The sequence below is a fragment of the uncultured Paraglaciecola sp. genome (genome assembly GCF_937123705.1).
Classification (GTDB): domain Bacteria; phylum Pseudomonadota; class Gammaproteobacteria; order Enterobacterales; family Alteromonadaceae; genus Paraglaciecola.
This window is the reverse complement of sequence record NZ_CAKZKO010000028.1, coordinates 1-20,236: the sequence shown is the minus strand read 5'-3', so window position 1 is coordinate 20,236 and position 20,236 is coordinate 1. Positions and strand designations below refer to the sequence as shown.

Here is a 20,236-nt window from a genome sequence, read left to right as displayed (position 1 = left end):
ACGCTTGAATCTGACCTGAAAGCCAGCCAAGCCGAAATGAAACAAGTAAATGCAGAGCTGGGCCGTGCCAATAACCGTGCTGATAAGCTGGAAGCCAACCTGATGGCTTTAACCGAAAACCTACAGCAGCCACCTGTTATGCCTGAGAGCGAAAGCGAAGAAGATCAGCTGAGCCTTTTGGAAGGAAAGGAAGAAAGCACGAAAGGCAGAAAGTAAGAAAGAAGGTTAATCAAGTGAAAAATGAATTGATACTTATGCGATACTATTACGCTCAAACGGTATCAGCGGGGCAGGCCATCCCATTGGCTTGCTTTCGTCTGGATGAAATAAAATCCCGCGCCTTTGCTTTTATGAAGTTTGGCAGGGCTGCCAGAGAGCTGAAACGGGCCATATTGAAGGCTTTTTGAGAAAACTTGATCTTTTGGCTGTTTCAACCTGAAAACAGGCCGAAACTGATCGGGCAAATCAGCTGATGAAAAAGCGCCCTTTATGTAACAAATTTACAACACAACAAAGCCCCGGTTATTTAAAAGATAACTGGGGCTTTTTTTATCTTTGGCTTTGGATGCTCCACCAATTAACCAAAATAAGCAGCAAACTTGCCCATTTAACATAATGGTCATTTGACGCACCTCAATTTAGCCCCTCCCGTTTCAGTTTCATGATCTCTTGTTCGACACTTGGCCGGGGGATCGGATAAGCTCTAGCTCTCATAATAAAATGGAGTTTCCAAATGATTAAAAAATTAGTTATGGCTTTGTTTGTTGTCTCAGCTTTGGTGGGGTGTTCTGATTCTGGCAATAAAGAAGTAACAGTTGATCAGGCTAGGCTTATCACTGATACAACACTGGGAGGAAAACCCGCTGTTAGTATGTCTTTAAGTGAAGGTTCTCATGATAATTATATGTCTGTTACGTTTGCCAAGCGGATTGTGGACGTGGGTAAAATAAAAAGCGAAAAGCGAGAACAAACACAACTTATATCAATGTCAGTTGACTGGGATGGTAAACATTACGTGGAATCAAGCAAGCATGATACTTGGTCAAGTGTAAAAGTATCAAAAAAGCCTGATGGTGTTGAGGTGTCGGTTTCTGGCCGTTTTGTTCGTGCTGCTACCGATGAGTATATTGATGTTAGCCCATCAACACTGATGATTGAAGGTAGTGACGTTGAGCTGATTACAAATTGATTTTAGTGGCAATATTCCCCGTATAGAGTTATATTTACTTTGCTAAGTCGAGTACAGCATTACGTTAAACAACTACCACTGTTTAACTAAAAAAGGAGCACTGATGTGCTCCTTTTTGCTTTAAATGGCTTTTAAAATTATATTGTGGATTTCAGTTCCTTGACTTTTCCAGTCTGGCGGGATGACATAAAACGCCTTACCGTCTGGCCCCCAACATTGACAAGCATCCGTATAGTTAGTTGGACTAGGCGAATTGTACTCTATTAGCCAATTAGATATTTTCCGCTTCACTGAGTGATAATCAGACTCACTTAAAATAAATAACTCTTTGTTTCCTAACTGAAAAGATTTGAGTGTATCTATAATGACTTTCTCAAACCTTATTTCATCATCAATTTCTAAATACCCAATTAGCTTTAAATTAGGCCACTTAGTTTTGTGGTGCTTTATTCTCTCAGGTAAATATTTTGTTCGGCCTATTTTTATTGATGGATCTTCGTTGCTTGGCTTTAAAACGTAAATAACCCCCACGATAACCTCCTTGTTCTACTGGTTTGACAGTAGTCTTATGATGCCGCGCTGCATCCAATCTGGCTTGGTCATAAGCCATTGAAAAACTTCCCCGGCTGGTAAAGTTGGTAAGTCTATTAGACGAGATTGATTGATTAGTTTATATTGTTCCTGTGACATGATGATCATTCCCATTGGTTGGTTGTGTGACATTCAGGCGGCTGAAAGGTAAGAGAGTCAGCCGCCTAAAACATTTCAGGCTTATTTCCCGCCCTTTTGTTCCCGGTACAATTCAAAACACGCATAAAGCAGTTCGTTGAGCTTCATGCCGTGACTTGCTGCAAACACTCGATAATCACGGTTAAATTCAGAATCCACTTTGAAGTTCAAAGGCTCTTGGCCTGTTCCTTTCTTTTTAAGGTTATTTCCAACGGCTCCAGTATCGTTATTGGTCACTGGTGCATCACCTTTCAATTTTTTTGGTGCTGGTTTGCTTGGGCCTTTCATTGTTTATGCGCCTTCTATTAATGTTTCTAATCGGTTGATGATGTTCTGGATTACTTTCTCAGCTTTATCACGGGGCTGCTTAAAGCGTGTTTCAATTACTGATCGGCCCAAGTCCATTGCTTGGCGGTAACATGGCTTATCTTCAATGCGGCCATCGATCAGGAAATAGGGGGTTTGCTGTAAATATTCACATGCTTCTTGGTATTCAGAATCGCTACCAGTGGCACGGTTGAACACAAAACAAATTCTTTCTTTGTCCACGCCTTCTTTGGTCAGGTTGTTGGCAAGAACTACAGATGGCTTTAAATCGTCAACGGCTAACCCGGTAGGGATGATCACCAAGTCAGATTCAAGGCTGATTTGCTGGGTGGTGCGGCTGGCTGTTGGTGCGCCATCAAAAACAAACATATCGTAATTATCTGCTTGCTTTAGTGCTTGGTTAGCTGAGCCAAAAGCCTCAACGGCCACAACTGGTTCAATTTTGTTTGTTAAGCGGCGCTGTAACCATTCAAAGCTGGTTGATTGATTTATATCGAGGTCAGCAATTTTCACATCCCATTTCGCAGTGGCATAGCAAGTGGCTATGGCGCGGGCGATGGTGCTTTTACCGCTGCCCCCTTTTTGATTGATAATGCTTAATTTATATCCCATTGGTTGGCTCCCTTAAATTATCTTACTTTCTTGCATTCGTGCTTTCGTGCAAGTGTTGAAATGAAGTATAGGGAAAAGCCAGAAAGAAAGAAAGCACGAAAGCACGAAAATATTAAAAAGGGATAGCGGGGAGGGTGTGACAGGTCACAAAGTGAAGAAAAGCAGGATTGAACCCTGCTTTTATTTGGTGGGTTTAGAAGTCTTTTCCGTTGTAATTCACTGGCATCATATCTTCTTCTTGAATGATACCCTCTTGAATATCATTCACTTTATAAAGCCAATCGGCTGCAAAATCTTTGCACTCAACACTTGGGCGCAAGCCACCTTTAGGCGCTGCACACAAATTGGCTTGATTGGTTTCTGGGTTAAAAGTGATTAGCCCGCCACGTCCACTTTGGTGAAGATAAAGCAGAGAACGACCCTCAAAGGTGCGGCCCTCATCGTCTTGCATCTTGGTTTTTTGAGGCCAGATAATAAGGTGGTGCTCACCGTTATGATATAAGCCGCTACCCGTATCATGGGCCAGTTGTTTTTGAAGTTCTGAAATGTTGCCAATAGCATTGTTCAGGTTCACTTGTGTCTTTTCACGGTTGGTGCGTTCTTCTTTGATACCAGTCTCAAGCGATTTGATGCGCTTTTGGTTTTCGGTGCCATTCTCTTTCAGTCGCTTAATTTGTTTTTTAAGACGAGCTGGATCACCTTCACCTTTGTATTTTTTGAGTTGATCTTGTGCTGTAGCCACTTGCACTTTAAGGCGGCTGATCTCGTCATTCATGCCCATTGCTTTTTTAGCTATGCCTTCCGCCTCGATCAGTGCTTCTTCATGCTGGGCATTGGTGGCTTTCAGTTGTTCAATTTCTTTGGTTTGCTCACTGCATTGGCGTTTGTACCCATCCAGCTGGCTGGTGAGTATGTTAACTTGTCCGGCTAAATCGTCTGATTCCTCGATCACGCCGTTGAACTTATGAATGAACGCCTCAAGCAGATCGGATGAATCGGCTGATGCTAAGGCTTGCGCGAAATCCATTAGGCTTTCCCTCCCATCTTGATGGCTTGCTGGTGACGGTAACGGCGCTCATTAAGCACATAAGTCACCATTGTTGAAATGATGCTTTTACGGGGTAGGTTGTTCACGTTTTTCCAACCGGGGTGATTAAAGCTCATTCCGGTTCTTGCTGGGCCAGTGGTGGTTTGGTTGTTTGTCATTAGGCGGCTTCCTGTGTTTCTTCTTGGTTGATTTGGTTTAATAGGTCAATGAAGGCTTTGCGCAAGTCTCGTTTAGTCATGATCTTGCTACCATTGTGCTCACCGTTATCATTGACGGTTTTAAGTTGTTGGATAACGGTCACGAACTGGGGCAGGGTAAGGGTGTGCTTTAGCTCATCCACATGGTAAGTGGACACGGCAAAGCAAAAGGTTTCAGCGTCTAGTTTCTGCTTGACACTCAGTCCGGCTGTGTGGTCTTTAAATTCCTGGCCTCCCATTGCTGCCATTAGGGCCATTTTCCCTTCTGCATTTGGATAGTGACGTTTAGCCCCAAACAGGCCAACGGCTGCGGCACAAGCCCTGATCCATTCGTTAAAGTCAGTGCTGTGTTCTTCCAGTTCACAAAGAGTGCGGCCCATTGTTTTAACAATGGCGCGGCCAATATCAAGTAAGTCACGCTTACTAACAAAGGTTTGCTGGCATGGGCCATCATGGCCGGGACGGAAAACAACCAAGCAAATAGGTTTATTGAGTTCGTGGGGCATTTCTTTCCCGGTTGAAGCATCCACAAAGCGAATACCGCCGGAGCACCACTTTTTATAGGCTGTGCCTTTCTGTTTACCTGATAGGTACACCCGATCATCGTAATAGCCCACAATGTCCCTGATCTCGCTGGCTATGTTGATAGGCCACCATTCTGCACGGTTGTCATGGGGTACAAGTAAACAGGTGGTAATTCCTTTGGCTTGTTCTTCTTGTGCTTTTAGCATCCACGGGCCAATGTCTGAATAAGGTGGATTCACCCACACGGTGGCATCATCCACATTCATTGTTGCGCCCACCCAGTCTTGGGCTAAGCCATCGGTTTCCGGCGTGAAGTAAAGCGAACATTTAGCGGATTCTTTGGTGGCCGCTGCATCTAAGTCAAAAGAATATTCAGAATTGAATGCCTGAAATAACCATTCAGGGGTTGAAGTCTGATTGCGAAAGGTTGGATTGCTTTTGCTTGCGTGGTTGTTTAAGTCGGCCATGTTTATGCGTCCCTTGTTGTTCTGGTTCGGATGGTTCGAGAAGTGCGGCTTCCACGGGCTAAACGTGCCCAATCGTCTGAACCGTCACCGGGGTGGCTCATTGCTAGAGCCAACATAAGACAAAGCGCCCGACTGAAAAGAACACCCAAAACAAACCCACGGCTTACAATGTGGGTTTTAGTCTTAGCGCCTAACTTATCCATAAGCCTGATCTCTATGTTTCTCAGGCTCATGGTGTCGCATTGAAGGGCGTTCTTTATATCGGTAGGGGTTTCACCTTCTGCCAATCCAAACAAAACCCGGCATTCTGCATCCGTCAGGTTTTGTTCAGATTCACAAATCACATCATTTTCTATCAGTCTCATAACTCGCCCCATTAAGGAAAAGGTCAGAAAGTAAGTGTGTGATGATGTTAGATTCTTGCTGGAGTTTTTCCGCGAGGTTGGCAAGGTGTTGGGCTGTCTCGATGGTCAGCTCACCTTCATTGATTGCCTGATTAGCAAGTGCAGCCATTCCGGCGCATGTTGAACCGAACCCGTGCAAATTGGTCAGGGCCATTTCTTGTTTTTCTGGTGTGGTGATTGCTGCAAAGTTACCTGATACTGGTGCCGGAGCCAGTGCGGCTACACAAGTGTGCTGAGTCATTTTTCTATACCCCAAGTTTAAATATATGTTTCAGGGGTTAGAATTTACACTCTATGTGTAACTTTTGCCACTAAAAAAGCACGGTTTTTTGACCGTGCCCGTTTTTATATGTGGCGTTTTATGCAGTGAACCCGGCCTATAATTTCCAGTTTCTTGAGTTCATCAAGGCTGCCCACTTTCATTTCAGGCCAGTGTTTGGCATCCACGGCCCTGATGGTATAACTGCCATCGAGTTCCGGGCGTATCCAACGAACCCAAACCTGATCATTCACTTTTATGGCGAACATATCCGTGGTGCTTGGCACTGTTACTGAACTATCAATTTGCACCTCATCACCTTTTACAAGGTCATTATCCATGAGAGTGTCATTAATGGTTATTGTTGGGCCTTTGGTGTCAGTTTGTTGTTCATCAAAACCAGATAGCCAGCCGCCGTTCTTGCTGTATAACGCCGCGAGCTTATGCAGGTAAATTAATGACACGGGGCGAATCCCTCGCTCCCAGTTACTATATTGCTGGAGAGTCGCACCGATCTGGTTAGAAACCTGTTCGAGCGTCCAATCACGTTCCTTGCGGCACTGTTGTAATCGTGCGCCAACTATTTTATTTAGTTCAGACATGGTGAGCTGCCTTTTACTTATAACGCCTGAGTTCTCAAGCGTTCGGCCTATGGCCCGTTATATATTAAATTAAAAACCCTGCGGTTAGCTTGGGCGCTATATTACCACGCTGCCCGCTAACTCCCTGTAATCAATGCACATTTATAAGATGTAAAATAAGAAAAGTGTGCTTTTTTTCTTTTCTATCATTTATTTATTATTTCTTAAATAAGTAACGCCTCAATAAGTGGCGGCTTTTCCTGCCTATCTTGACCACTCAGTTTGCAACCTAAGCAACAAAATAGAATGCCGAGTAAATCCCACGTTCACAAGCGCCTTTTTATATCTATAGCGCAATTTTACACACAAAGTGGCAAAACTAGCAAAAATCATTGATTCCAAGCCTATTTAAGTGTAATTATTACACTGTGAGTGTAAAGAGGGCTTTGTTAGTGGAATTTCCCGTTTGGGTAAAAAAAGTGGGTGGCATCCCATCCGCCGCCAAGATCCTGAAAGAGAACCCGCGCACGGTTGCTTCTTGGATTCGTGGCGAGCGTTCGCCGTTGTTTCCGTCAGCTATCAACATAGTGATTAAAAGTAAGCATGAGGTGGATTTTAATGGAATCTACCGCCCTATTGCTCGCGTGAAAGTCATTGAAGGGTTTGAACGTGAGCTGGTTTAAGTACCCGGTGGGTTTATCGGCTGAGTCGTTTATTAAGCGGCTGGAAGATGAACTGGGCTTGGTTGGTTTTGCCCGTTTCTTGAAGGTGCAAGAGCAGCTGGCCGCCGTGGGTGAATCCTGTGTGACCTTATCCCGCGCTGAATGGCTGGTGGTACTAAGTGCAGAACAAGAAAGCATGAACCAGTTTTTTGAATGCAGTGAGCGCCTTGGTTTGTTTCAAGTAGAAGAAACAGCCACGGGGTTGAAGGTTAGAACAAGTGATGGCCGAGTGGTGGCCGAGTCTAACCCAAGCCACCCGGTGGTGGATGTTTTTGCCATTTATACCCTGTTTGATTTGCCTCAGCAGTGGGCCACTTGGTTGATTGAATCAGCCAAGTTTCCCCGCGAGCTGGTGGAGTTGCCCGGCGCTGATCGGGTTTTTCGTCATTGGATTGCTTCAAATGTCACCGTGGGTGAGTTAGAGGCGGTGCTTTCGGTTGTTAAGGCTGAAAGCGTGGCAGTGGAATCACTGGGCCAGCTGCATGAGCTGGTGGCTAGTTTCCGCCGCTGTAAATTAAAGGAGATTAAGGAATGCTGATTATTGGCCTTATTGGCGGCAGCGAAGAAAACCGCGATCAGATTGCTGATCAAATTTGTAGTGTGTCGCCACACATCACCCGCTTTGATATGCGATACCCAAAAAATCCAGCAGAGCGAGCAAAGCAGCTACGTAATTTGGTGATAAGTCACGGCGCGGGCTTAGGTAAAGCGCTGGTACTGCCAACCATTCTCACCGAACTGGAAGCGGAAACGCTGCGGGAACTTGGGGCGCTGTTTGCTGTGGTGAAAGGCCAAGTGTCTAACGCGGTGCCAATTAGAGTTGGTGATCTGTATGTGACCAACTCAAACCGCCATTGCCGCCATTTTTTAACGCCAGAGGAAATGTATTCCGAGGCCAAGCAAATTCATAACAAAAAACAGAGGGCAGCCCGTGATCGAGTTCATCCGAAAAAACGCACTCACCTTGCTGCTATCTAAAGGCTATTCACAAGCTCAGGCAACTAAGGGAAGCAATGCCGCCGCTGATCGTTATGTCAAAGGTGGCCCGTTCAATGGTAAAGCCGTGGATGTTTGCATGGCTGCGGCTGTTCAAGGGCTAGGAAAGCCAGAAGGTAAGAAATGAAGCCATTACGCCACACCCTAAAGCCAGTGGGCCGCAGTAAATACGGCAATCGAAAATCAAAGATCGATGGGATCACGTTCGATAGCCAAAAAGAGGCAGGTTATTACTGCCAGTTAAAGATTCGGGTACGTGCCGGGGAGGTGCTTACCTTTTTGATGCAGGTGCCTTTTCACCTTGAAGGTGGGGTGGTCTACAAAGCGGATTTTGTTGAGTTTCACGCTGATGGTTCAGTGCATGTGATCGATGTTAAAGGCGTTCGCACAGATATTTACAAGCTCAAGAAAAAGCAAGTAGAGGCCCGCTATCCCGTAACGATAGAGGAAGTTTAAGCCGTGAGCCGCAGGGGAGCAGATCAGATTTTTGAGGCTTGGGCACGTTGGTGCGTGTCTGGTGGCGTTTGTATGCCCAGCGGTAGCTCGATGATGGCGAAGATGATCGAGAGTAAAGGCCACATGATGTTTGGCAGTGGCGGCGGTTCGTCCCCCATTGTTGATTGCATTGAAGCCAAAGTGGAAGCGGCACTGATGCAGCTTTTTATCACTGACCCGATCACCGTCAAAGTGGTGCGCTTTGAGTACCTTGGCCGTTTCATTGGTGTTGATGATGGCGAACCACTAAACCAAATGCAAAAGGCTCACCAATTGGATTTAAGCCTAAGAACCTATGAACGGCGGCTGGCTAAAGGTCGCAATCATGTTTTAACCAAGTTAGGGAGATAGAACAATGTGTGATTACCAAGGTTATGAGTTTGGAGCGCATTACCCGGATAGTGTTTGCATTGATGGTTATCTATGGGATGCAGACAGCGGCGGGAGTGATGAGAACGGCGAAACTTATCTGGATAGTGGTGGTGTTCTTCCTTGTCCTGAGTGTAATTCAAAATCTTATGTGCGCTATATGGCCGAGGATTGGAATGAATCAGGGTTCTGTTCGTATGAGCATCCATTTACCACAAAGATGATTAAAAACCACGTACCAACTAATCAGAAGCATTTGCGCCGCCAAGCTCGCCGCCATTGGTTTAAAGGTCGCCGTGAGGCAATCAAAGAAGCAAAGATGGAGGGCTGATCTGATGGCACCAAATGAAGCAAAAATAAACGAAGAATCTGTTTTAAATGTGCTCAAAGAAATAAAGCAACTTTTGGACAAAACCCCTCTGAATGATTACGAGCGGTTAATTGTTCTAAAAGATGCCGCCGCCCATCAAGAGAATGTTAACAATGCCAAGTTAACTGCTTATGCCACATTAGCAGCCATTCATAAACTTAGCTGATATTAAGGAATGAAAACAATGTTAAGAACGTCTAGCACACATCACCCACTTAATAGCAAAGCATCCAAAAACAAGACTGTTGAGAATAAACCAAACCCGAAAGCGGTAGCCGTTCGCCGCAGGATTGAAGATTTAATGGAACAGCGCCAAATGAATCAAGATTTCATGTATTAGAGGGAAGTACCCATGCTGAACGAAATAACCACTCACCGAGTCAATGACGATGAGCCGATCCGTATCTTTGCCGCTGGCCCTGTTAATCCAGCAGGTGCCCAGAACAATTATGTGGCTGTGATTGTTGAGGGTGAAGATATTACCAAAGACTTAGGCACCATTAACTTTCAGAACGGCCACCCAGATGAACACGGGCGCAATGGCGTAACGCTGGAAACCTTACTGGCTGTTTGCCATCACCGCTTGTCTTGCTTTCAGGCTGGCCCGTTTCCTTGTAAGCAGAACGCCGAAGCCATCCAACATATTGAACGTGCGCTGGAGTCATTGAAAGACCGAACCAGAGAACGAGAGCAAGAAAGCACGAAAGCACGAAAAGAGCCTGTTATTAGTGTTGATAAGGCTGTTGACCGCTTTGAAGTGCAAGTGGATGGGTTTGATGAAAACTGATTCAGAAAGTGTGATGGCTGCATTTAAGCGCCTAAGCGCAGCGGCATTGGGTTCAGGTGGTGGGGAAGATTGCCAAGTGAACCGCAATGATTTAAGCACCATTTTAATGGCTTATCAGTTAGAGCTGATAAACCGAGATAAGCAGGAAAGCGAACAATGAAAACATTAACTGAATTAAACATGACCCCGCTGGTTGCCGTGGTTGATATTGAAACGGCTGCAAGAACACCAAACGCCATGATCTTATCTGTTGGGTGCGTCATTGTTAACGTACTGGAGCAAGTAGAAGTGGCCCGCTTTTATTCTCGCTGTGATTTAGATTCTCAATTCAACCGTGAAAAAGACACGGGAACACTGGAGTGGTGGGAGAAAGTAAAAGCTGATCACCCTGAATCTTATAACGAAGCCTTTTCCCTCGATCTTGAGCGTTCCCCGCTTGAAATGGTACTCACTGGGCTTGATGCCTTCTTTGCTTGTCATTTCGGTGAAGCTAAACGCCAAGTAATGGGCAACGGCCCTGAGTTTGATAACGTGATTCTATCCAATGCCTGTGAACAAGTTGGCATTGAACAGCCTTGGCATTATGGCGGCAATCAAAGCCTGAGAACGGCGGTGTTAATGGGCCGCTTACTGCTTGGCATTGACCCTAAATATGATTTGAAGAAAAACCCACACCCACATCATGCCCTTTTTGATGCCGTGCATGAGGCTGATTACCTGATGGCTGTTTTTGCTGCATTCTTGTCTGTGGCTGGTGATGCAGAGGACAGAGTAAGAGCCGACCTTTCAAAAGCTCTTGGCAAACCTGAGCATGACGACACGGATTTAATCGATCTCATTGTTGAGGTTCAGATGATGCGCGAAACCATGATCAAGGCTCAAGCATGATCAAGCCGCATTTAAACATGGTGAGCCTGATTGAATCAAAATCAGGCCATTACTACAAAATAGGGCTTTATCTTTCATTAGGCTGGGGCATTGGTCAGCTGCTACTTGAGTCAATGGCTCGACTGGTTGATCTTCTTTTTCTTGTTACTTTTGGGGCGGCTGGATGATGTGCAGCAGTGCAGCCAATGAGCTGATTAAACAAACAAGAGGGCTGGGGGCCGCCTCAGCCAAGATGCAGATCAGTGAGATTGATGGTGATGTGCTGGCCTTGGTGTTTGTGGCCGTGGAAAGGCCAACCGCTACCGCAGCTAGCACCATGCTGGAGTTGATCGAGAAGATAGCCGACCAAGACACGCCAGCGGGTGAAAAATGCAAGCTGGTGGAGCAAGGGCACCATGAGCTTATCCGTTTTGCTAACCGTTGCATGATTGAGGAACAGGAATGAACAACACAAATCAATTTATTCCAGTGGCTAACCGAAAACTGGCCGATCTTATTGCAAGGGGTGCGGTGGCGTTTAATGCTGTTCAGTTTGTCATGCTATGTGGCCGTAAAGGGGTGATTGACCGCTGGGGGCGCGTGGTGTGGCAAGAGGCTGCAAACCCTATCGTTTATATTAGCGGGCCAATCTCAAACATTGAAAACTATAACCGCCCTAACTTTGAAGATGCCGCCCGCAAGCTGTCATACATGGGTTATCAGGTGATTTCACCAATGAATAACCCTAAAGGACTGACAGAGGCCCAATACATGGCAATTTCAATGGTGAATTTACCACTGGCTGATCTGGTGGTTGAGCTGCCGAACGCTGAGCACTCGAAAGGAGCAATGGCAGAAAGAGCACTGGCAGAGAAATTGAACATCCCGGTGGTGTCATTGCATGATTTTCAAGGTGGGGCAGAGTGTGAATAATGAGCAAAACATTATTAGTGTCGTTTTCTGATGCCGTAATTAAACGACACTTACCCAATGAACAAACCCGGCAATTAAAAGACCCTCGTCACCCCCTCAGATTACGCTTTCATTCAGACAGAACCGCAGCCAGCTGGTTTGTGGTGAAATACGCCAAGGGCCGCACGATTTGGCGCAAGCTGGGAAACTGGCCTGAACTGACCACCAAAGCCCTTTTAAACAAACTCCCTGAGATTCAAGCCGAGTTGGCCCGTGATTTAGACAGCCAGAACGTGAGCCAGTCATTTCATTCATTGGCTGATCTGCTTGCTTGGTATCAAGAACGTGCTTTATCTGATCGTAACCTCAGTAAAACCCGCAAAAGCGCCATTAAGTCAGCCATTAGCCGCCATTTGCTGCCAAGGTTGGCCCATCATGCCATTCAAGAGCTAAACCATGCGGAATTGGATGAATATCTGTTTTGGCCGTTGCAATCTGAATATTCGCTGGCTTATGTGCGTTCAATCTGGGCGGTACTCAAGCAAGCCTTTAAACGGGCGCATAAGCTCAAGATGGTGGCGAACAATCCGGTGGCCGGGTATCAATTCAGTGATTTTATTGAATCCCCGATCACCCCAAAACCGTCAGCCATTCGCAGTGATGAAGTGGCGGCCCTGTTATCCGATTTAAGACCGATTAAGCATGATAAATTGATGCTGGTGCTGATGATGTTGATGCACGGCACCCGGATTGGAGAAACACGCCGGGCACGTTGGGAGCATATCAGCCTATCAGAACGCCGTTGGTTCATTCCCGCTGAGCACACCAAAACCAAACAAGAACACACCTTGCCGCTAACGGATCAGGCCGTGGCATTGTTGCGCCTGTATCGAGAGCAGCAAAAAACAAAAGGTTATGAGGGCGTGAACATCTTCCCGAACTCAACCAAACGCAAGCCCTTAAATGGAAATCAAGCCAATACGCTCATTAAGTCAGTGAGTGAAAGCCAATGGCAATCCCATGATCTGAGAAAGGTAGCCCGCACCATTTGGATGGACTTGGGCACGGATTACATGGTGGGTGAGCTGTTACTCAATCACGCCATGAGCAAACTTGATCAGACCTACATCCACACCTTTGCTGAGGCCCAGAAACGCCAAGCACTGGAGCAGTATCACGCTTGGTTAGCCCACCAAGGTCTATTTTTTTTCCTTAAAAACACCACCGAGACAATACCGAGACAGCCGGATCACTCGATCAGCCAGCAAGCGGTTAACGGCGGGCTTTCACTGAGCATGTAAGGATTCATCACAAAGGAGAATGTTTTTAGCCCATGACTGAACAAGAGAAGCAAAACCAGAAGCGCACCAAAGCGGCAGAACGCAAGCGCAAAAGCCGTGAAAAGCTCAAACAATTTGATATTAAGGTGGTAGAGGTTAAGCTATCGGCCACCGAGCGCACCGACTTGGCCGAACTGTGCAAAGTCCGGGGCGGTATCCGTGGCGAATACACCGCTGATGAATACGTGGCGTTGCTCATTCACCGTGATAAAGAGCGATTGAACGCCCAACTGGCTGAGCTGGGATGCTGTGGCAAGTGCGGGGATAAGCTGCCCGGTGGCTGCAAGGGCTTATTTAAAGGGGATTCGGCTTGCTACCACACGAATCAAGCCCTTAAATTGATGTTGTGACAGGTCACAAACACAAGAAAAAGCGGCTTTGCAGGTGGGTGGTTTTACACTGTGAGTTTATTAATTACACTCAAGGGTTGACGAAAGTGGCGGTTTGCTCTATCGTTTGTTCCATCGTGGTGTTTGTGCGCCACAAGAGAGCTTAGACATTGTTTCCATATCCTTGAACCCGGCCATTGTGCCGGGTTTTTTTATGGGCGCGGGAGGGCGAAATCATGTAGATGAGTGCTGAGTTTCAGGGTGTTTGTTTCTGGCTGCACCTGTTATCAGTTAAGCCAGCATGTGATTGCAACGTATCCCGCATGAAGCCCAAAGGGCAGGGATTAGTTAGGGTTAGCGCCCCTTTAGTGCATAAGTTAGCTTGAATATGAATTGAAACTGTGACCCGGCCATTGTGCCGGGTTTTTTTATGGGCGCGGGATGTATGGAAAAAACAGCAGGCAATGAAGTGCATGTGGGAAGCACGGATCGGGCGTTGTTCGGTATCGTGTCAGCCATCACCGTTGCGTTGCTGCTTTGGGTGGGGACAACACTTAATTCCAATCAAATTGAACTCAGCAAACTGCAAGTGCAAGTGGCTCAGCTGGGTGATGAATCACGCCGGGCGACTGCGGATAACCGTGAGGTGCTCCGCCGTGTAGGTGAGCTGGAAAAAGATGTGGCAGCGTTGAAAACGAAGGGGCGCAACTAATGGACGCAAAACAGCTATTGGAATTAGTGATCAGACCAACGTTGAAAAAACTTGGTTTGCACAGTGAAGCAGCGGAACAACTGGTGATCGGGACGATTTGGCAGGAATCGCGTGGCGAATACATCAAGCAACTGGGCGGCGGCCCTGCACTGGGCTTGGCTCAGATGGAACCCGCTACCCATGATGATATTTGGTGCAACTATCTGGCGTATAAACGCACATTGGCAAACGGCATCACCGAGCTTGCAAGTATGCAAAGCCTTGATGATGACATGTTGCCAGATGCCAATGAGTTAATGGGTAACTTGAACTATGCGGTGGCAATGTGCCGAGTGCATTACCTCCGAGTGAAAGCGCCACTCCCTAAAGCTGGGGATGTGGAAGGAATGGCAGCGTATTGGAAACAGTATTACAACACGCCGCTGGGTGCAGGCAAGCCCCAAGAGTTTGTGGAGAACTTCCCAACGATTTAGCAAGGGCAGGCAGGTGATTGGCGGCTTTCGGGCCGCCCTTTTTTTGGAGTAACAACATGGGATTAACCAAAAGTTTTAAAACGGCGTTGATGGTTTGGCTGGCTGCGGTTGCACTGGCTTTCCTGGCAATGCCTCAAGCGGTCATGGCAAGCGAACTGGCAACGAACCCGGAACACCCGGTGGCGTTGATGGAGTTGCTGGCCGTGTTCTTAGGCAATGAACAAGCAGCCCAATGGCTCACGGTGTTGGGTTTGGTTGGGTATGTGTTCACTCAACTGCGGGCATGGATACCGCCCACATGGTTGGCTAAGTTGCCCCGTTGGGTGGTGAAGTTGATGGAAGTGCTGGCAGGTAACTACCGGAAGGCAGGCAATGAAACTACTAACAACCCTGACAGCTATCGCAAATCTGTTTAACCGATTACTGGACAAGCACGATGAGTATAACCGAGAACGCAAACGGCTACGGCGTGAAGAACGCCGGGCCTCAGTGGCCGACGACCCCAGCAAAGCTATGGCTGATCTGTTTGGTGAGTCTGAGTCTGATGGGGTGCGCAAGCCAACCGCCGAGCAAGGCGGGACTATGCGATCCGACTCCGCCGCAACTCCAGTGGATAAGAACAGTTGATGGCCGTGTGACTACGGCCAACGGCTGGACAGAAACCGAGGACGGAGGGGTATACCTTCCGCCCCGTTCATTGGGTGAATTAGTGAACTTTATCCACGACCTAAGAGAGTGTATCACCTCGCAGCCCAGAACTGCCGGGGACCCTGAGAGAATCAAAGCTAACCACGGGCGGTAGGCTCGCGGGGTTTGGCTAATTTTCGGGTTTTCTATGGTCGTCAGCAGCACCTTGATGATTTTCAAGTGTGGCAAGGGCTGGGAGGTGAAGGGACTGGCTATAAACTGATCTTTATTTGACGGTTAAGATCGTCACTAGATCATTACAAAAGAGGTGACGTTGTAGTGTGGGTGACGTTACAAAAATTGATGATGCTTACCTGTGGAACATAACCCGAATTGCTCAGGCGTTTGGGGTTTCTCGTGACACGGTACGAAAGCGATTAAATGCGGCTGGGGTTTCCTCAGTAAAAAAAGTGAAGGGTGTTCCCCTTTATCCGCTTCCTGATGTTGGCCCGGCGTTGTTTGCGGGTGAAGCCAATGTGATGCCAACGGAATACAAACCAAATGAGCTACACCCGAAAGACCGAAAAGATTATTTTCAGTCAGAAATAGCGCGGCTTACTGTTGAAGAAAAAACCAAACAGTTGATCCCGGTGGAAGATGTCCGGGCGGATCAGGTCAGAACCTTTAAAGCCAACGTGGCATTTTTTGAAGGTTTGACAGACAAGATGGAACGCACCCGGTTATTCAATCCTGAACAGTTGGATGCACTGGAGCGGGCCACCGATACGTTCCGCGATCAACTTTACAATGAACTGATGGATGTGGCTGATGAATAGTTATGGCAAAGCCTCAAGGATTCGCCGCGAGTCGGCCACATTGGTGCGAGCACCCAAGCGTGAGCCGATAGCGGAAAGCGCCTCCCGTTTATTGTATGTAGAGCAAGGCGGCGCAATGGTGCCGTGGGATGGCTCGCTGATCCCTTATATGCACGAACCCATGAATTGCCTGCAATCGAGGCAGTTTGATGGCGTGGTGTTTGCTGGCCCAGCGCGAACGGGCAAAACGGTCAGCTTGCTGGATGCGTGGATCATGCACACGGCAGTGAATGACCCGGCTGATATGTTAGTGGTGCAAATTTCTGAGGAAAAAGCGCGAGAGTACAGCAAGAAACGCTTGAGCCGCAGCTTTGAATCCAGCCCAGAAGTGCGGGCGGCCTTATCGCTCCGCGCCCATGATAACAACGTACATGACAAGATTTTTAAGGCTGGGCACTACCTCAAGATAGGCTGGCCGAGTAAAAACATTTTTGCATCATCCGACTGGAAACGGGTTGGCCTCACGGACTATGACCGAATGGAACAGGACGTGGGCGGCGAGGGTTCCGGCTGGGTGCTGGCGGGTAAACGTACCCAAACTTTTATGAGCAGTGGCATGGTGCTGGCGGAGAGTTCGCCGGGCTTTGACATTCTCGATCCCATGTATCGGCCAGAAAGCCCGCATGAAGCGCCGCCAACCAAAGGCATTCTTTCCTTGTATAACCAAGGGGATCGCCGCTTGAGATATTGGCAGTGTACGGATTGCGGTGAATGGTTTGAGGCTGATTTTGAATTGCTGGTGTATGACACCAATGAAATTGACCCGACCAAGGCAAGCCGGGAAGTGTTTCTGGGCTGCCCTCATTGCGGGGTGATGCACCAAGAAAAGTTCAAACATGATTTTAATAAAAATGGTGTGTGGCTGCCTCAAGGGCAGTGGCTCGACCAAAACCGGGTGATCCACGGTGAAGCCAGAGTGAGCCGAATAGCCAGCTTTTGGCAAAAGGGGCCAAGTGCTGCTTTCCAAACGTGGAACCAGTTGGTTTATAAGTATCTGGCGGCCATGAATGACTATGACCGCACCGGGAGCCTTGAAAACCTCAAGGCAACAACCAACACCGACCAAGGCCGACCATTCACGCCACCAAGAAACACGGACAGAAACGCCAATGACCTGATGGATAGACGTGGCGATCTGGGTGTGAAAGTGGTGCCGGACTGGGTGCGCTTCTTGACCGCTGCCATTGACGTGCAGGGCGGTAAGAAAACGCCCCGCTTTGAAGTGCAAGTGGTGGGCTGGGGTGAAGATTTAGAACACATCGTGATTGACCGCTATGCCCTGACCAAGAGCAAGCGCGAAGATCCCGACACGGCCAGCGGCTTTGCTCGCATTGACCCGGCCAGTTATCTGGAAGATTGGGACGCGATCACCGAAAAGGTGATCAATAAAACCTATCAGTTTGATGATGATACGGGCCGCCACATGCCGATCTTACTCACGGCCTGTGACTCAGGTGGTGAAGAAGGGGTGACAGATAATGCTTACAACTATTTCCGTAAGTTGAAAAAGTTGGGCTTGTCTAGGCGCTTTATGTTGGTGAAAGGGGCCAGCCGTATATCTGCCCCATTATTGAAAAAGAGCTACCCGGACAACACCAAACGTAATGACCGTAAGGCCAGCGCGGCGGGTGATGTGCCTGTGTGGCTGCTTAATACGGACAAAATCAAAGACGTGGTGGCTAATGCCTTGGGCCGTGAGGAACCGGGCCGCCGCTATGTGCATTTTCCTGACTGGTTGCCAGAGAGCTTTTTTGATGAGCTGAGTTGTGAAACTCGTGGCCCTGATGGGAAGTGGCGCAAACCGTCTAATTCAGCCCGAAATGAAGCCTTTGACCTGTTGGTTTATTGCTGGGCCATTATCTTTGACCGCAAAGCGGATCGGATTAGCTGGGATAACCCGCCACCGTGGGCCAAGCCGATTGATGAAAACAGCGAGATATTAACGGGAGCGGGGGAAATATCAGAACAACCCAAGCGCCGCCGTAGGCGCAGAACCTAGAGAGGAACGCAATGGCATTTACTCAAGATGATCTGGATGCGCTCGATGAAGCCATTGCCAGCGGTGAACTCACCGTAAAAATCAACGGGCGAGAGGTAACTTACCGCAGCATGGCCGAGCTGCTACAGGCAAAACGTTATATTGGCCGAGTCTTGGCGAAACGGGCAGGCCGCCGCCGCAATCCATTATCTGGCATTGTCACGGTAGGTGATCGGGGTATTCGATGAAAGAAAGCATCATTGTGGGCATGGATGGGCAACCGCTATCCACGCCCGCCGCCCCGTATGAAGGGGCAACAAGAGCACCGCGCTCAATCGGTTGGTCAGCTCCAGCATCGGGGCCGAACAGTTCACTGGCTACGGCAATCAGACCATTGAGAAACCGCAGCCGGGCAGCTTATCGAAACAGCCCGTTATTGCGCAGTGCAATCAACAAGAACACCACCAATGAGGTGGGCCGTGGTTTCTGGTTACTCAGCACATGCCGGGATGATAAGTTCAGACTGGCGGCCAATGAGCTTTGGAAACTGAGCAGCACCCAACTTGATCCCGAAGGCGTGAAAAACTTTGGGGCGTTGGTAGATTTGTGTGTGCGTTCGCGCCGCATGAGTGGTGAGGTGTTCATTCGCCGTTTACGCCGCCGTTTATCGGCTGGCTTAGCGGTGCCTATTCAAGTGGATGTAATGGAATCCGACCTGTGCCCGGTGGAGTTTAGCCGCAAACTAAAGAACGGCAACCGAGTGGTTCAAGGGGTTGAGTTTAAGGGCAAAGTTCGAGTGGCTTACTGGTTTTACAAGCATCATCCCCAAGATGGTGTGGAAGTGGTCAGCTTGCATGATTTAGAGCGAGTGCCAGCCAGTGACGTGATCCACCATTTTAAACAGTTGCGCCCCGGCCAAGTTCGTGGCGAACCTGATCCAGCGGCGGTGCTGCTAAAAGATCGCACGTTCCATGATTACGATGATGCCGAGCTGGTGCGCAAGAAAGAGCGCAGCAACTTCACTGGCTTTTTGTACCGTGAAGCGTTTGACGAAGATGATTTTGAGTTTGACCCAATGACGGGCAAACCGATATTTGATGAAAGCGAACCCGTGGACGAAGTTTCCCGCATAGCCACTGGCACATTGTTGCGAGGGGTAGCCGGGGAAAAGCTGGATCTGTTTGATGGAGACAACACGGGCAGCGGTTACAGTGATTTTGTGCGCTGGCAAGCCTTACAAATGGCCGCCGGGCAAGAAATTCCCTATCCGTTATTAACCGGGGACTGGGCGGGCTTGAATGACAGGCTGGTGCGGGCGTTGCTCAATGAGTACCGCCGGGGCATTGGCTTTGATCAAGTAAACCTCAGCGGTTTCCAAGTTGCCTTTAAGATTTGGCAATGGTGGTTATCTGATGCGGTGCTGGTGGGCAAGCTCGATGCGCCCGGCTATGCCGATAACCCTTATTACTATCTGGCGTTAGATATTCGCCCAGATGCGTTTAAATGGCTTCATCCTGAGCAGGACGTTAACGCTCGACAAAAAGCGGTATCAAATCAGCTATCTAACATTGACGTAGAGGCCGCAGAATATGGACGAGATCTTGACGAAAACATGCGCCGAAATGCCAAGGCATTGAAGCGATGGCAAACAATCTGCGAGGAAGAAGGTGTTGAGAAGCCCAGCAATTTAGCTGGGCTTTTTAATGCCCCAGAAGAAGCCGCAACATCAAAAGATAAGGAGGACAGCAGCGAATGAAAAAGCACTTAGCTCTTGAGTACCTGCTTAGTACCGCTTGGGCGCTTGATGAACGATTGCTGAGCATCATGGGCCAATTAGCGGCCCGTGATGTGGACAGTCTGGACTTATCCGAGCTGAAAACCACCGCTGAGAATTTGCCGCAGTATCAAGCCGTGATGGCGAAAGGTGGCAAAGCCTTGGGCCAGTGCCTAGAGCTGCGAGAAGGCGGGGTGGCGGTGCTGCACGTCAATGGCGTGATCAGTCGTTATGCCACATGGTTGCAGGCTATTTGTGGCGGTGCGTCTACC

Annotated in this window: 38 protein-coding genes; 29 read left to right on the top strand and 9 right to left on the bottom strand. The window is 48.1% G+C overall.

Features of this window, described 5'->3' with window-relative positions; genetic code table 11:
- The 3 genes from Q0688_RS04095 to Q0688_RS04085 all read left to right on the top strand — a co-directional run.
- On the top strand, nucleotides 1–216 hold a 216-nt coding region (locus Q0688_RS04095; RefSeq protein ID WP_299073432.1), incomplete at its 5' end, for a hypothetical protein.
- A 17-nt stretch (nucleotides 217–233) separates the two neighbouring features.
- The gene (locus Q0688_RS04090) at nucleotides 234–407 is read left to right on the top strand and encodes a hypothetical protein (RefSeq protein WP_299073431.1); all 174 of its coding nucleotides are present in this window, start codon (nucleotides 234–236) and stop codon (nucleotides 405–407) included.
- Nucleotides 408–733: 326 nt separating this feature from the next.
- Entirely contained in the window at nucleotides 734–1,189 is a 456-nt protein-coding gene (locus Q0688_RS04085) for a hypothetical protein (RefSeq protein ID WP_299073430.1), read from the top strand.
- Between the two features lie 120 nt (nucleotides 1,190–1,309).
- Here Q0688_RS04085 and Q0688_RS04080 read toward each other — a convergent pair whose 3' ends face one another.
- From Q0688_RS04080 to Q0688_RS04040, 9 genes are all read right to left on the bottom strand, one after another.
- Nucleotides 1,310–1,720: a GIY-YIG nuclease family protein gene (locus Q0688_RS04080; protein WP_299073429.1), complete on the bottom strand. Its 411-nt coding sequence runs from the start codon at nucleotides 1,718–1,720 to the stop codon at nucleotides 1,310–1,312.
- A 240-nt stretch (nucleotides 1,721–1,960) separates the two neighbouring features.
- Nucleotides 1,961–2,206 (bottom strand): hypothetical protein, encoded by a 246-nt coding sequence (locus tag Q0688_RS04075; RefSeq protein ID WP_299073428.1) that lies wholly within the window; start codon nucleotides 2,204–2,206, stop codon nucleotides 1,961–1,963.
- 3 nt (nucleotides 2,207–2,209) lie between these two features.
- Nucleotides 2,210–2,857 carry a ParA family protein gene (locus Q0688_RS04070; protein ID WP_299073426.1) on the bottom strand — a complete coding sequence of 216 codons (648 nt, stop codon included), beginning with the start codon at nucleotides 2,855–2,857 and terminating at the stop codon, nucleotides 2,210–2,212.
- A 193-nt stretch (nucleotides 2,858–3,050) separates the two neighbouring features.
- Nucleotides 3,051–3,884, bottom strand: a complete 834-nt coding sequence (locus tag Q0688_RS04065) for a hypothetical protein (RefSeq protein WP_299073424.1) — start codon at nucleotides 3,882–3,884, stop codon at nucleotides 3,051–3,053.
- Nucleotides 3,884–4,063: a hypothetical protein gene (locus Q0688_RS04060; RefSeq protein WP_299073422.1), complete on the bottom strand. Its 180-nt coding sequence runs from the start codon at nucleotides 4,061–4,063 to the stop codon at nucleotides 3,884–3,886. The genes Q0688_RS04065 and Q0688_RS04060 overlap by 1 nt, the downstream gene beginning before the upstream one ends.
- Nucleotides 4,063–5,094: a DNA N-6-adenine-methyltransferase gene (locus Q0688_RS04055; protein WP_299073420.1), complete on the bottom strand. Its 1,032-nt coding sequence runs from the start codon at nucleotides 5,092–5,094 to the stop codon at nucleotides 4,063–4,065. The genes Q0688_RS04060 and Q0688_RS04055 overlap by 1 nt, the downstream gene beginning before the upstream one ends.
- A gap of 2 nt (nucleotides 5,095–5,096) precedes the next feature.
- Nucleotides 5,097–5,459 carry a hypothetical protein gene (locus Q0688_RS04050; RefSeq protein WP_299073419.1) on the bottom strand — a complete coding sequence of 121 codons (363 nt, stop codon included), beginning with the start codon at nucleotides 5,457–5,459 and terminating at the stop codon, nucleotides 5,097–5,099.
- Complete coding sequence (locus Q0688_RS04045) at nucleotides 5,440–5,739, bottom strand: hypothetical protein (protein WP_299073417.1); 300 nt, start codon at nucleotides 5,737–5,739, stop codon at nucleotides 5,440–5,442. Before Q0688_RS04045 ends, Q0688_RS04050 begins: the two co-directional genes overlap by 20 nt.
- Before the next feature lie 104 nt (nucleotides 5,740–5,843).
- Nucleotides 5,844–6,359 (bottom strand): helix-turn-helix transcriptional regulator, encoded by a 516-nt coding sequence (locus Q0688_RS04040; RefSeq protein WP_299073415.1) that lies wholly within the window; start codon nucleotides 6,357–6,359, stop codon nucleotides 5,844–5,846.
- A 431-nt stretch (nucleotides 6,360–6,790) separates the two neighbouring features.
- Between Q0688_RS04040 and Q0688_RS04035 the strand changes: the two genes are divergently transcribed.
- From Q0688_RS04035 to Q0688_RS03910, 26 genes are all read left to right on the top strand, one after another.
- Nucleotides 6,791–7,021, top strand: coding sequence for a hypothetical protein (locus tag Q0688_RS04035; RefSeq protein WP_299073414.1), 231 nt, complete (start codon nucleotides 6,791–6,793; stop codon nucleotides 7,019–7,021).
- Nucleotides 7,008–7,598, top strand: a complete 591-nt coding sequence (locus tag Q0688_RS04030) for a hypothetical protein (RefSeq protein WP_299073412.1) — start codon at nucleotides 7,008–7,010, stop codon at nucleotides 7,596–7,598. Before Q0688_RS04035 ends, Q0688_RS04030 begins: the two co-directional genes overlap by 14 nt.
- The gene (locus Q0688_RS04025; RefSeq protein ID WP_299073410.1) at nucleotides 7,592–8,038 is read left to right on the top strand and encodes a hypothetical protein; all 447 of its coding nucleotides are present in this window, start codon (nucleotides 7,592–7,594) and stop codon (nucleotides 8,036–8,038) included. The genes Q0688_RS04030 and Q0688_RS04025 overlap by 7 nt, the downstream gene beginning before the upstream one ends.
- Nucleotides 8,025–8,183, top strand: coding sequence for a hypothetical protein (locus tag Q0688_RS04020; RefSeq protein ID WP_299073408.1), 159 nt, complete (start codon nucleotides 8,025–8,027; stop codon nucleotides 8,181–8,183). The genes Q0688_RS04025 and Q0688_RS04020 overlap by 14 nt, the downstream gene beginning before the upstream one ends.
- A complete protein-coding gene (locus tag Q0688_RS04015; protein WP_299073406.1) occupies nucleotides 8,180–8,512 on the top strand; it encodes a DUF1064 domain-containing protein in 333 nt (110 codons plus the stop codon). Before Q0688_RS04020 ends, Q0688_RS04015 begins: the two co-directional genes overlap by 4 nt.
- A 3-nt stretch (nucleotides 8,513–8,515) precedes the next feature.
- Entirely contained in the window at nucleotides 8,516–8,902 is a 387-nt protein-coding gene (locus tag Q0688_RS04010) for a hypothetical protein (protein ID WP_299073404.1), read from the top strand.
- 4 nt (nucleotides 8,903–8,906) lie between these two features.
- Complete coding sequence (locus Q0688_RS04005; protein ID WP_299073402.1) at nucleotides 8,907–9,251, top strand: hypothetical protein; 345 nt, start codon at nucleotides 8,907–8,909, stop codon at nucleotides 9,249–9,251.
- A gap of 4 nt (nucleotides 9,252–9,255) precedes the next feature.
- On the top strand, nucleotides 9,256–9,456 hold the full coding sequence (locus Q0688_RS04000; RefSeq protein ID WP_299073400.1) for a hypothetical protein: 201 nt from the start codon (nucleotides 9,256–9,258) through the stop codon (nucleotides 9,454–9,456).
- An 18-nt stretch (nucleotides 9,457–9,474) separates the two neighbouring features.
- Complete coding sequence (locus Q0688_RS03995) at nucleotides 9,475–9,630, top strand: PA3496 family putative envelope integrity protein (protein ID WP_299073398.1); 156 nt, start codon at nucleotides 9,475–9,477, stop codon at nucleotides 9,628–9,630.
- Between the two features lie 12 nt (nucleotides 9,631–9,642).
- Nucleotides 9,643–10,077, top strand: a complete 435-nt coding sequence (locus Q0688_RS03990; protein ID WP_299073396.1) for a hypothetical protein — start codon at nucleotides 9,643–9,645, stop codon at nucleotides 10,075–10,077.
- Nucleotides 10,067–10,237 carry a hypothetical protein gene (locus tag Q0688_RS03985; RefSeq protein ID WP_299073394.1) on the top strand — a complete coding sequence of 57 codons (171 nt, stop codon included), beginning with the start codon at nucleotides 10,067–10,069 and terminating at the stop codon, nucleotides 10,235–10,237. Before Q0688_RS03990 ends, Q0688_RS03985 begins: the two co-directional genes overlap by 11 nt.
- Nucleotides 10,234–10,965, top strand: a complete 732-nt coding sequence (locus Q0688_RS03980; RefSeq protein WP_299073392.1) for a 3'-5' exonuclease — start codon at nucleotides 10,234–10,236, stop codon at nucleotides 10,963–10,965. Before Q0688_RS03985 ends, Q0688_RS03980 begins: the two co-directional genes overlap by 4 nt.
- A complete protein-coding gene (locus Q0688_RS03975; RefSeq protein ID WP_299073390.1) occupies nucleotides 10,962–11,132 on the top strand; it encodes a hypothetical protein in 171 nt (56 codons plus the stop codon). The genes Q0688_RS03980 and Q0688_RS03975 overlap by 4 nt, the downstream gene beginning before the upstream one ends.
- Entirely contained in the window at nucleotides 11,129–11,410 is a 282-nt protein-coding gene (locus Q0688_RS03970; protein WP_299073388.1) for a hypothetical protein, read from the top strand. Before Q0688_RS03975 ends, Q0688_RS03970 begins: the two co-directional genes overlap by 4 nt.
- Entirely contained in the window at nucleotides 11,407–11,877 is a 471-nt protein-coding gene (locus Q0688_RS03965) for a DUF4406 domain-containing protein (RefSeq protein WP_299073386.1), read from the top strand. The genes Q0688_RS03970 and Q0688_RS03965 overlap by 4 nt, the downstream gene beginning before the upstream one ends.
- Nucleotides 11,877–13,157, top strand: a complete 1,281-nt coding sequence (locus Q0688_RS03960) for a site-specific integrase (RefSeq protein ID WP_299073384.1) — start codon at nucleotides 11,877–11,879, stop codon at nucleotides 13,155–13,157. Before Q0688_RS03965 ends, Q0688_RS03960 begins: the two co-directional genes overlap by 1 nt.
- Nucleotides 13,158–13,189: 32 nt before the next feature.
- Entirely contained in the window at nucleotides 13,190–13,546 is a 357-nt protein-coding gene (locus tag Q0688_RS03955; protein ID WP_299073382.1) for a hypothetical protein, read from the top strand.
- A gap of 424 nt (nucleotides 13,547–13,970) precedes the next feature.
- On the top strand, nucleotides 13,971–14,237 hold the full coding sequence (locus Q0688_RS03950; protein ID WP_228077132.1) for a hypothetical protein: 267 nt from the start codon (nucleotides 13,971–13,973) through the stop codon (nucleotides 14,235–14,237).
- Complete coding sequence (locus Q0688_RS03945; protein ID WP_299073377.1) at nucleotides 14,237–14,710, top strand: hypothetical protein; 474 nt, start codon at nucleotides 14,237–14,239, stop codon at nucleotides 14,708–14,710. The genes Q0688_RS03950 and Q0688_RS03945 overlap by 1 nt, the downstream gene beginning before the upstream one ends.
- 56 nt (nucleotides 14,711–14,766) lie before the next feature.
- Nucleotides 14,767–15,126, top strand: a complete 360-nt coding sequence (locus Q0688_RS03940; RefSeq protein ID WP_299073375.1) for a hypothetical protein — start codon at nucleotides 14,767–14,769, stop codon at nucleotides 15,124–15,126.
- The gene (locus Q0688_RS03935) at nucleotides 15,083–15,337 is read left to right on the top strand and encodes a hypothetical protein (RefSeq protein WP_299073373.1); all 255 of its coding nucleotides are present in this window, start codon (nucleotides 15,083–15,085) and stop codon (nucleotides 15,335–15,337) included. The genes Q0688_RS03940 and Q0688_RS03935 overlap by 44 nt, the downstream gene beginning before the upstream one ends.
- Nucleotides 15,338–15,678: 341 nt before the next feature.
- Nucleotides 15,679–16,173: a DUF1441 family protein gene (locus Q0688_RS03930; protein WP_299073371.1), complete on the top strand. Its 495-nt coding sequence runs from the start codon at nucleotides 15,679–15,681 to the stop codon at nucleotides 16,171–16,173.
- A complete protein-coding gene (locus Q0688_RS03925) occupies nucleotides 16,166–18,211 on the top strand; it encodes a terminase gpA endonuclease subunit (protein ID WP_299073369.1) in 2,046 nt (681 codons plus the stop codon). The genes Q0688_RS03930 and Q0688_RS03925 overlap by 8 nt, the downstream gene beginning before the upstream one ends.
- A gap of 11 nt (nucleotides 18,212–18,222) precedes the next feature.
- Complete coding sequence (locus Q0688_RS03920) at nucleotides 18,223–18,438, top strand: hypothetical protein (RefSeq protein WP_299073367.1); 216 nt, start codon at nucleotides 18,223–18,225, stop codon at nucleotides 18,436–18,438.
- Between the two features lie 20 nt (nucleotides 18,439–18,458).
- Nucleotides 18,459–19,946 (top strand): phage portal protein, encoded by a 1,488-nt coding sequence (locus tag Q0688_RS03915; protein WP_299073434.1) that lies wholly within the window; start codon nucleotides 18,459–18,461, stop codon nucleotides 19,944–19,946.
- A partial coding sequence (locus tag Q0688_RS03910) for a hypothetical protein (protein WP_299073365.1) occupies nucleotides 19,943–20,236 on the top strand: 294 nt, incomplete at its 3' end. The genes Q0688_RS03915 and Q0688_RS03910, both read left to right, overlap by 4 nt.

What these genes read in the sequence shown, in the direction of transcription:
- Q0688_RS04085 (WP_299073430.1), top strand. Translation starts at nt 734, where the DNA reads ATGATTAAAAAATTAGTTATGGCTTTGTTTGTTGTCTCAGCTTTGGTG.
- Q0688_RS04075 (WP_299073428.1), bottom strand. Translation starts at nt 2,206, where the DNA reads ATGAAAGGCCCAAGCAAACCAGCACCAAAAAAATTGAAAGGTGATGCA.
- Q0688_RS04070 (WP_299073426.1), bottom strand. Translation starts at nt 2,857, where the DNA reads ATGGGATATAAATTAAGCATTATCAATCAAAAAGGGGGCAGCGGTAAA.
- Q0688_RS04065 (WP_299073424.1), bottom strand. Translation starts at nt 3,884, where the DNA reads ATGGATTTCGCGCAAGCCTTAGCATCAGCCGATTCATCCGATCTGCTT.
- Q0688_RS04060 (WP_299073422.1), bottom strand. Translation starts at nt 4,063, where the DNA reads ATGACAAACAACCAAACCACCACTGGCCCAGCAAGAACCGGAATGAGC.
- Q0688_RS04055 (WP_299073420.1), bottom strand. Translation starts at nt 5,094, where the DNA reads ATGGCCGACTTAAACAACCACGCAAGCAAAAGCAATCCAACCTTTCGC.
- Q0688_RS04050 (WP_299073419.1), bottom strand. Translation starts at nt 5,459, where the DNA reads ATGAGACTGATAGAAAATGATGTGATTTGTGAATCTGAACAAAACCTG.
- Q0688_RS04045 (WP_299073417.1), bottom strand. Translation starts at nt 5,739, where the DNA reads ATGACTCAGCACACTTGTGTAGCCGCACTGGCTCCGGCACCAGTATCA.
- Q0688_RS04040 (WP_299073415.1), bottom strand. Translation starts at nt 6,359, where the DNA reads ATGTCTGAACTAAATAAAATAGTTGGCGCACGATTACAACAGTGCCGC.
- Q0688_RS04025 (WP_299073410.1), top strand. Translation starts at nt 7,592, where the DNA reads ATGCTGATTATTGGCCTTATTGGCGGCAGCGAAGAAAACCGCGATCAG.
- Q0688_RS04015 (WP_299073406.1), top strand. Translation starts at nt 8,180, where the DNA reads ATGAAGCCATTACGCCACACCCTAAAGCCAGTGGGCCGCAGTAAATAC.
- Q0688_RS04005 (WP_299073402.1), top strand. Translation starts at nt 8,907, where the DNA reads ATGTGTGATTACCAAGGTTATGAGTTTGGAGCGCATTACCCGGATAGT.
- Q0688_RS04000 (WP_299073400.1), top strand. Translation starts at nt 9,256, where the DNA reads ATGGCACCAAATGAAGCAAAAATAAACGAAGAATCTGTTTTAAATGTG.
- Q0688_RS03995 (WP_299073398.1), top strand. Translation starts at nt 9,475, where the DNA reads ATGTTAAGAACGTCTAGCACACATCACCCACTTAATAGCAAAGCATCC.
- Q0688_RS03990 (WP_299073396.1), top strand. Translation starts at nt 9,643, where the DNA reads ATGCTGAACGAAATAACCACTCACCGAGTCAATGACGATGAGCCGATC.
- Q0688_RS03985 (WP_299073394.1), top strand. Translation starts at nt 10,067, where the DNA reads ATGAAAACTGATTCAGAAAGTGTGATGGCTGCATTTAAGCGCCTAAGC.
- Q0688_RS03980 (WP_299073392.1), top strand. Translation starts at nt 10,234, where the DNA reads ATGAAAACATTAACTGAATTAAACATGACCCCGCTGGTTGCCGTGGTT.
- Q0688_RS03975 (WP_299073390.1), top strand. Translation starts at nt 10,962, where the DNA reads ATGATCAAGCCGCATTTAAACATGGTGAGCCTGATTGAATCAAAATCA.
- Q0688_RS03970 (WP_299073388.1), top strand. Translation starts at nt 11,129, where the DNA reads ATGATGTGCAGCAGTGCAGCCAATGAGCTGATTAAACAAACAAGAGGG.
- Q0688_RS03965 (WP_299073386.1), top strand. Translation starts at nt 11,407, where the DNA reads ATGAACAACACAAATCAATTTATTCCAGTGGCTAACCGAAAACTGGCC.
- Q0688_RS03960 (WP_299073384.1), top strand. Translation starts at nt 11,877, where the DNA reads ATGAGCAAAACATTATTAGTGTCGTTTTCTGATGCCGTAATTAAACGA.
- Q0688_RS03955 (WP_299073382.1), top strand. Translation starts at nt 13,190, where the DNA reads ATGACTGAACAAGAGAAGCAAAACCAGAAGCGCACCAAAGCGGCAGAA.
- Q0688_RS03950 (WP_228077132.1), top strand. Translation starts at nt 13,971, where the DNA reads ATGGAAAAAACAGCAGGCAATGAAGTGCATGTGGGAAGCACGGATCGG.
- Q0688_RS03945 (WP_299073377.1), top strand. Translation starts at nt 14,237, where the DNA reads ATGGACGCAAAACAGCTATTGGAATTAGTGATCAGACCAACGTTGAAA.
- Q0688_RS03940 (WP_299073375.1), top strand. Translation starts at nt 14,767, where the DNA reads ATGGGATTAACCAAAAGTTTTAAAACGGCGTTGATGGTTTGGCTGGCT.
- Q0688_RS03935 (WP_299073373.1), top strand. Translation starts at nt 15,083, where the DNA reads ATGAAACTACTAACAACCCTGACAGCTATCGCAAATCTGTTTAACCGA.
- Q0688_RS03925 (WP_299073369.1), top strand. Translation starts at nt 16,166, where the DNA reads ATGAATAGTTATGGCAAAGCCTCAAGGATTCGCCGCGAGTCGGCCACA.
- Q0688_RS03920 (WP_299073367.1), top strand. Translation starts at nt 18,223, where the DNA reads ATGGCATTTACTCAAGATGATCTGGATGCGCTCGATGAAGCCATTGCC.
- Q0688_RS03915 (WP_299073434.1), top strand. Translation starts at nt 18,459, where the DNA reads ATGGATGGGCAACCGCTATCCACGCCCGCCGCCCCGTATGAAGGGGCA.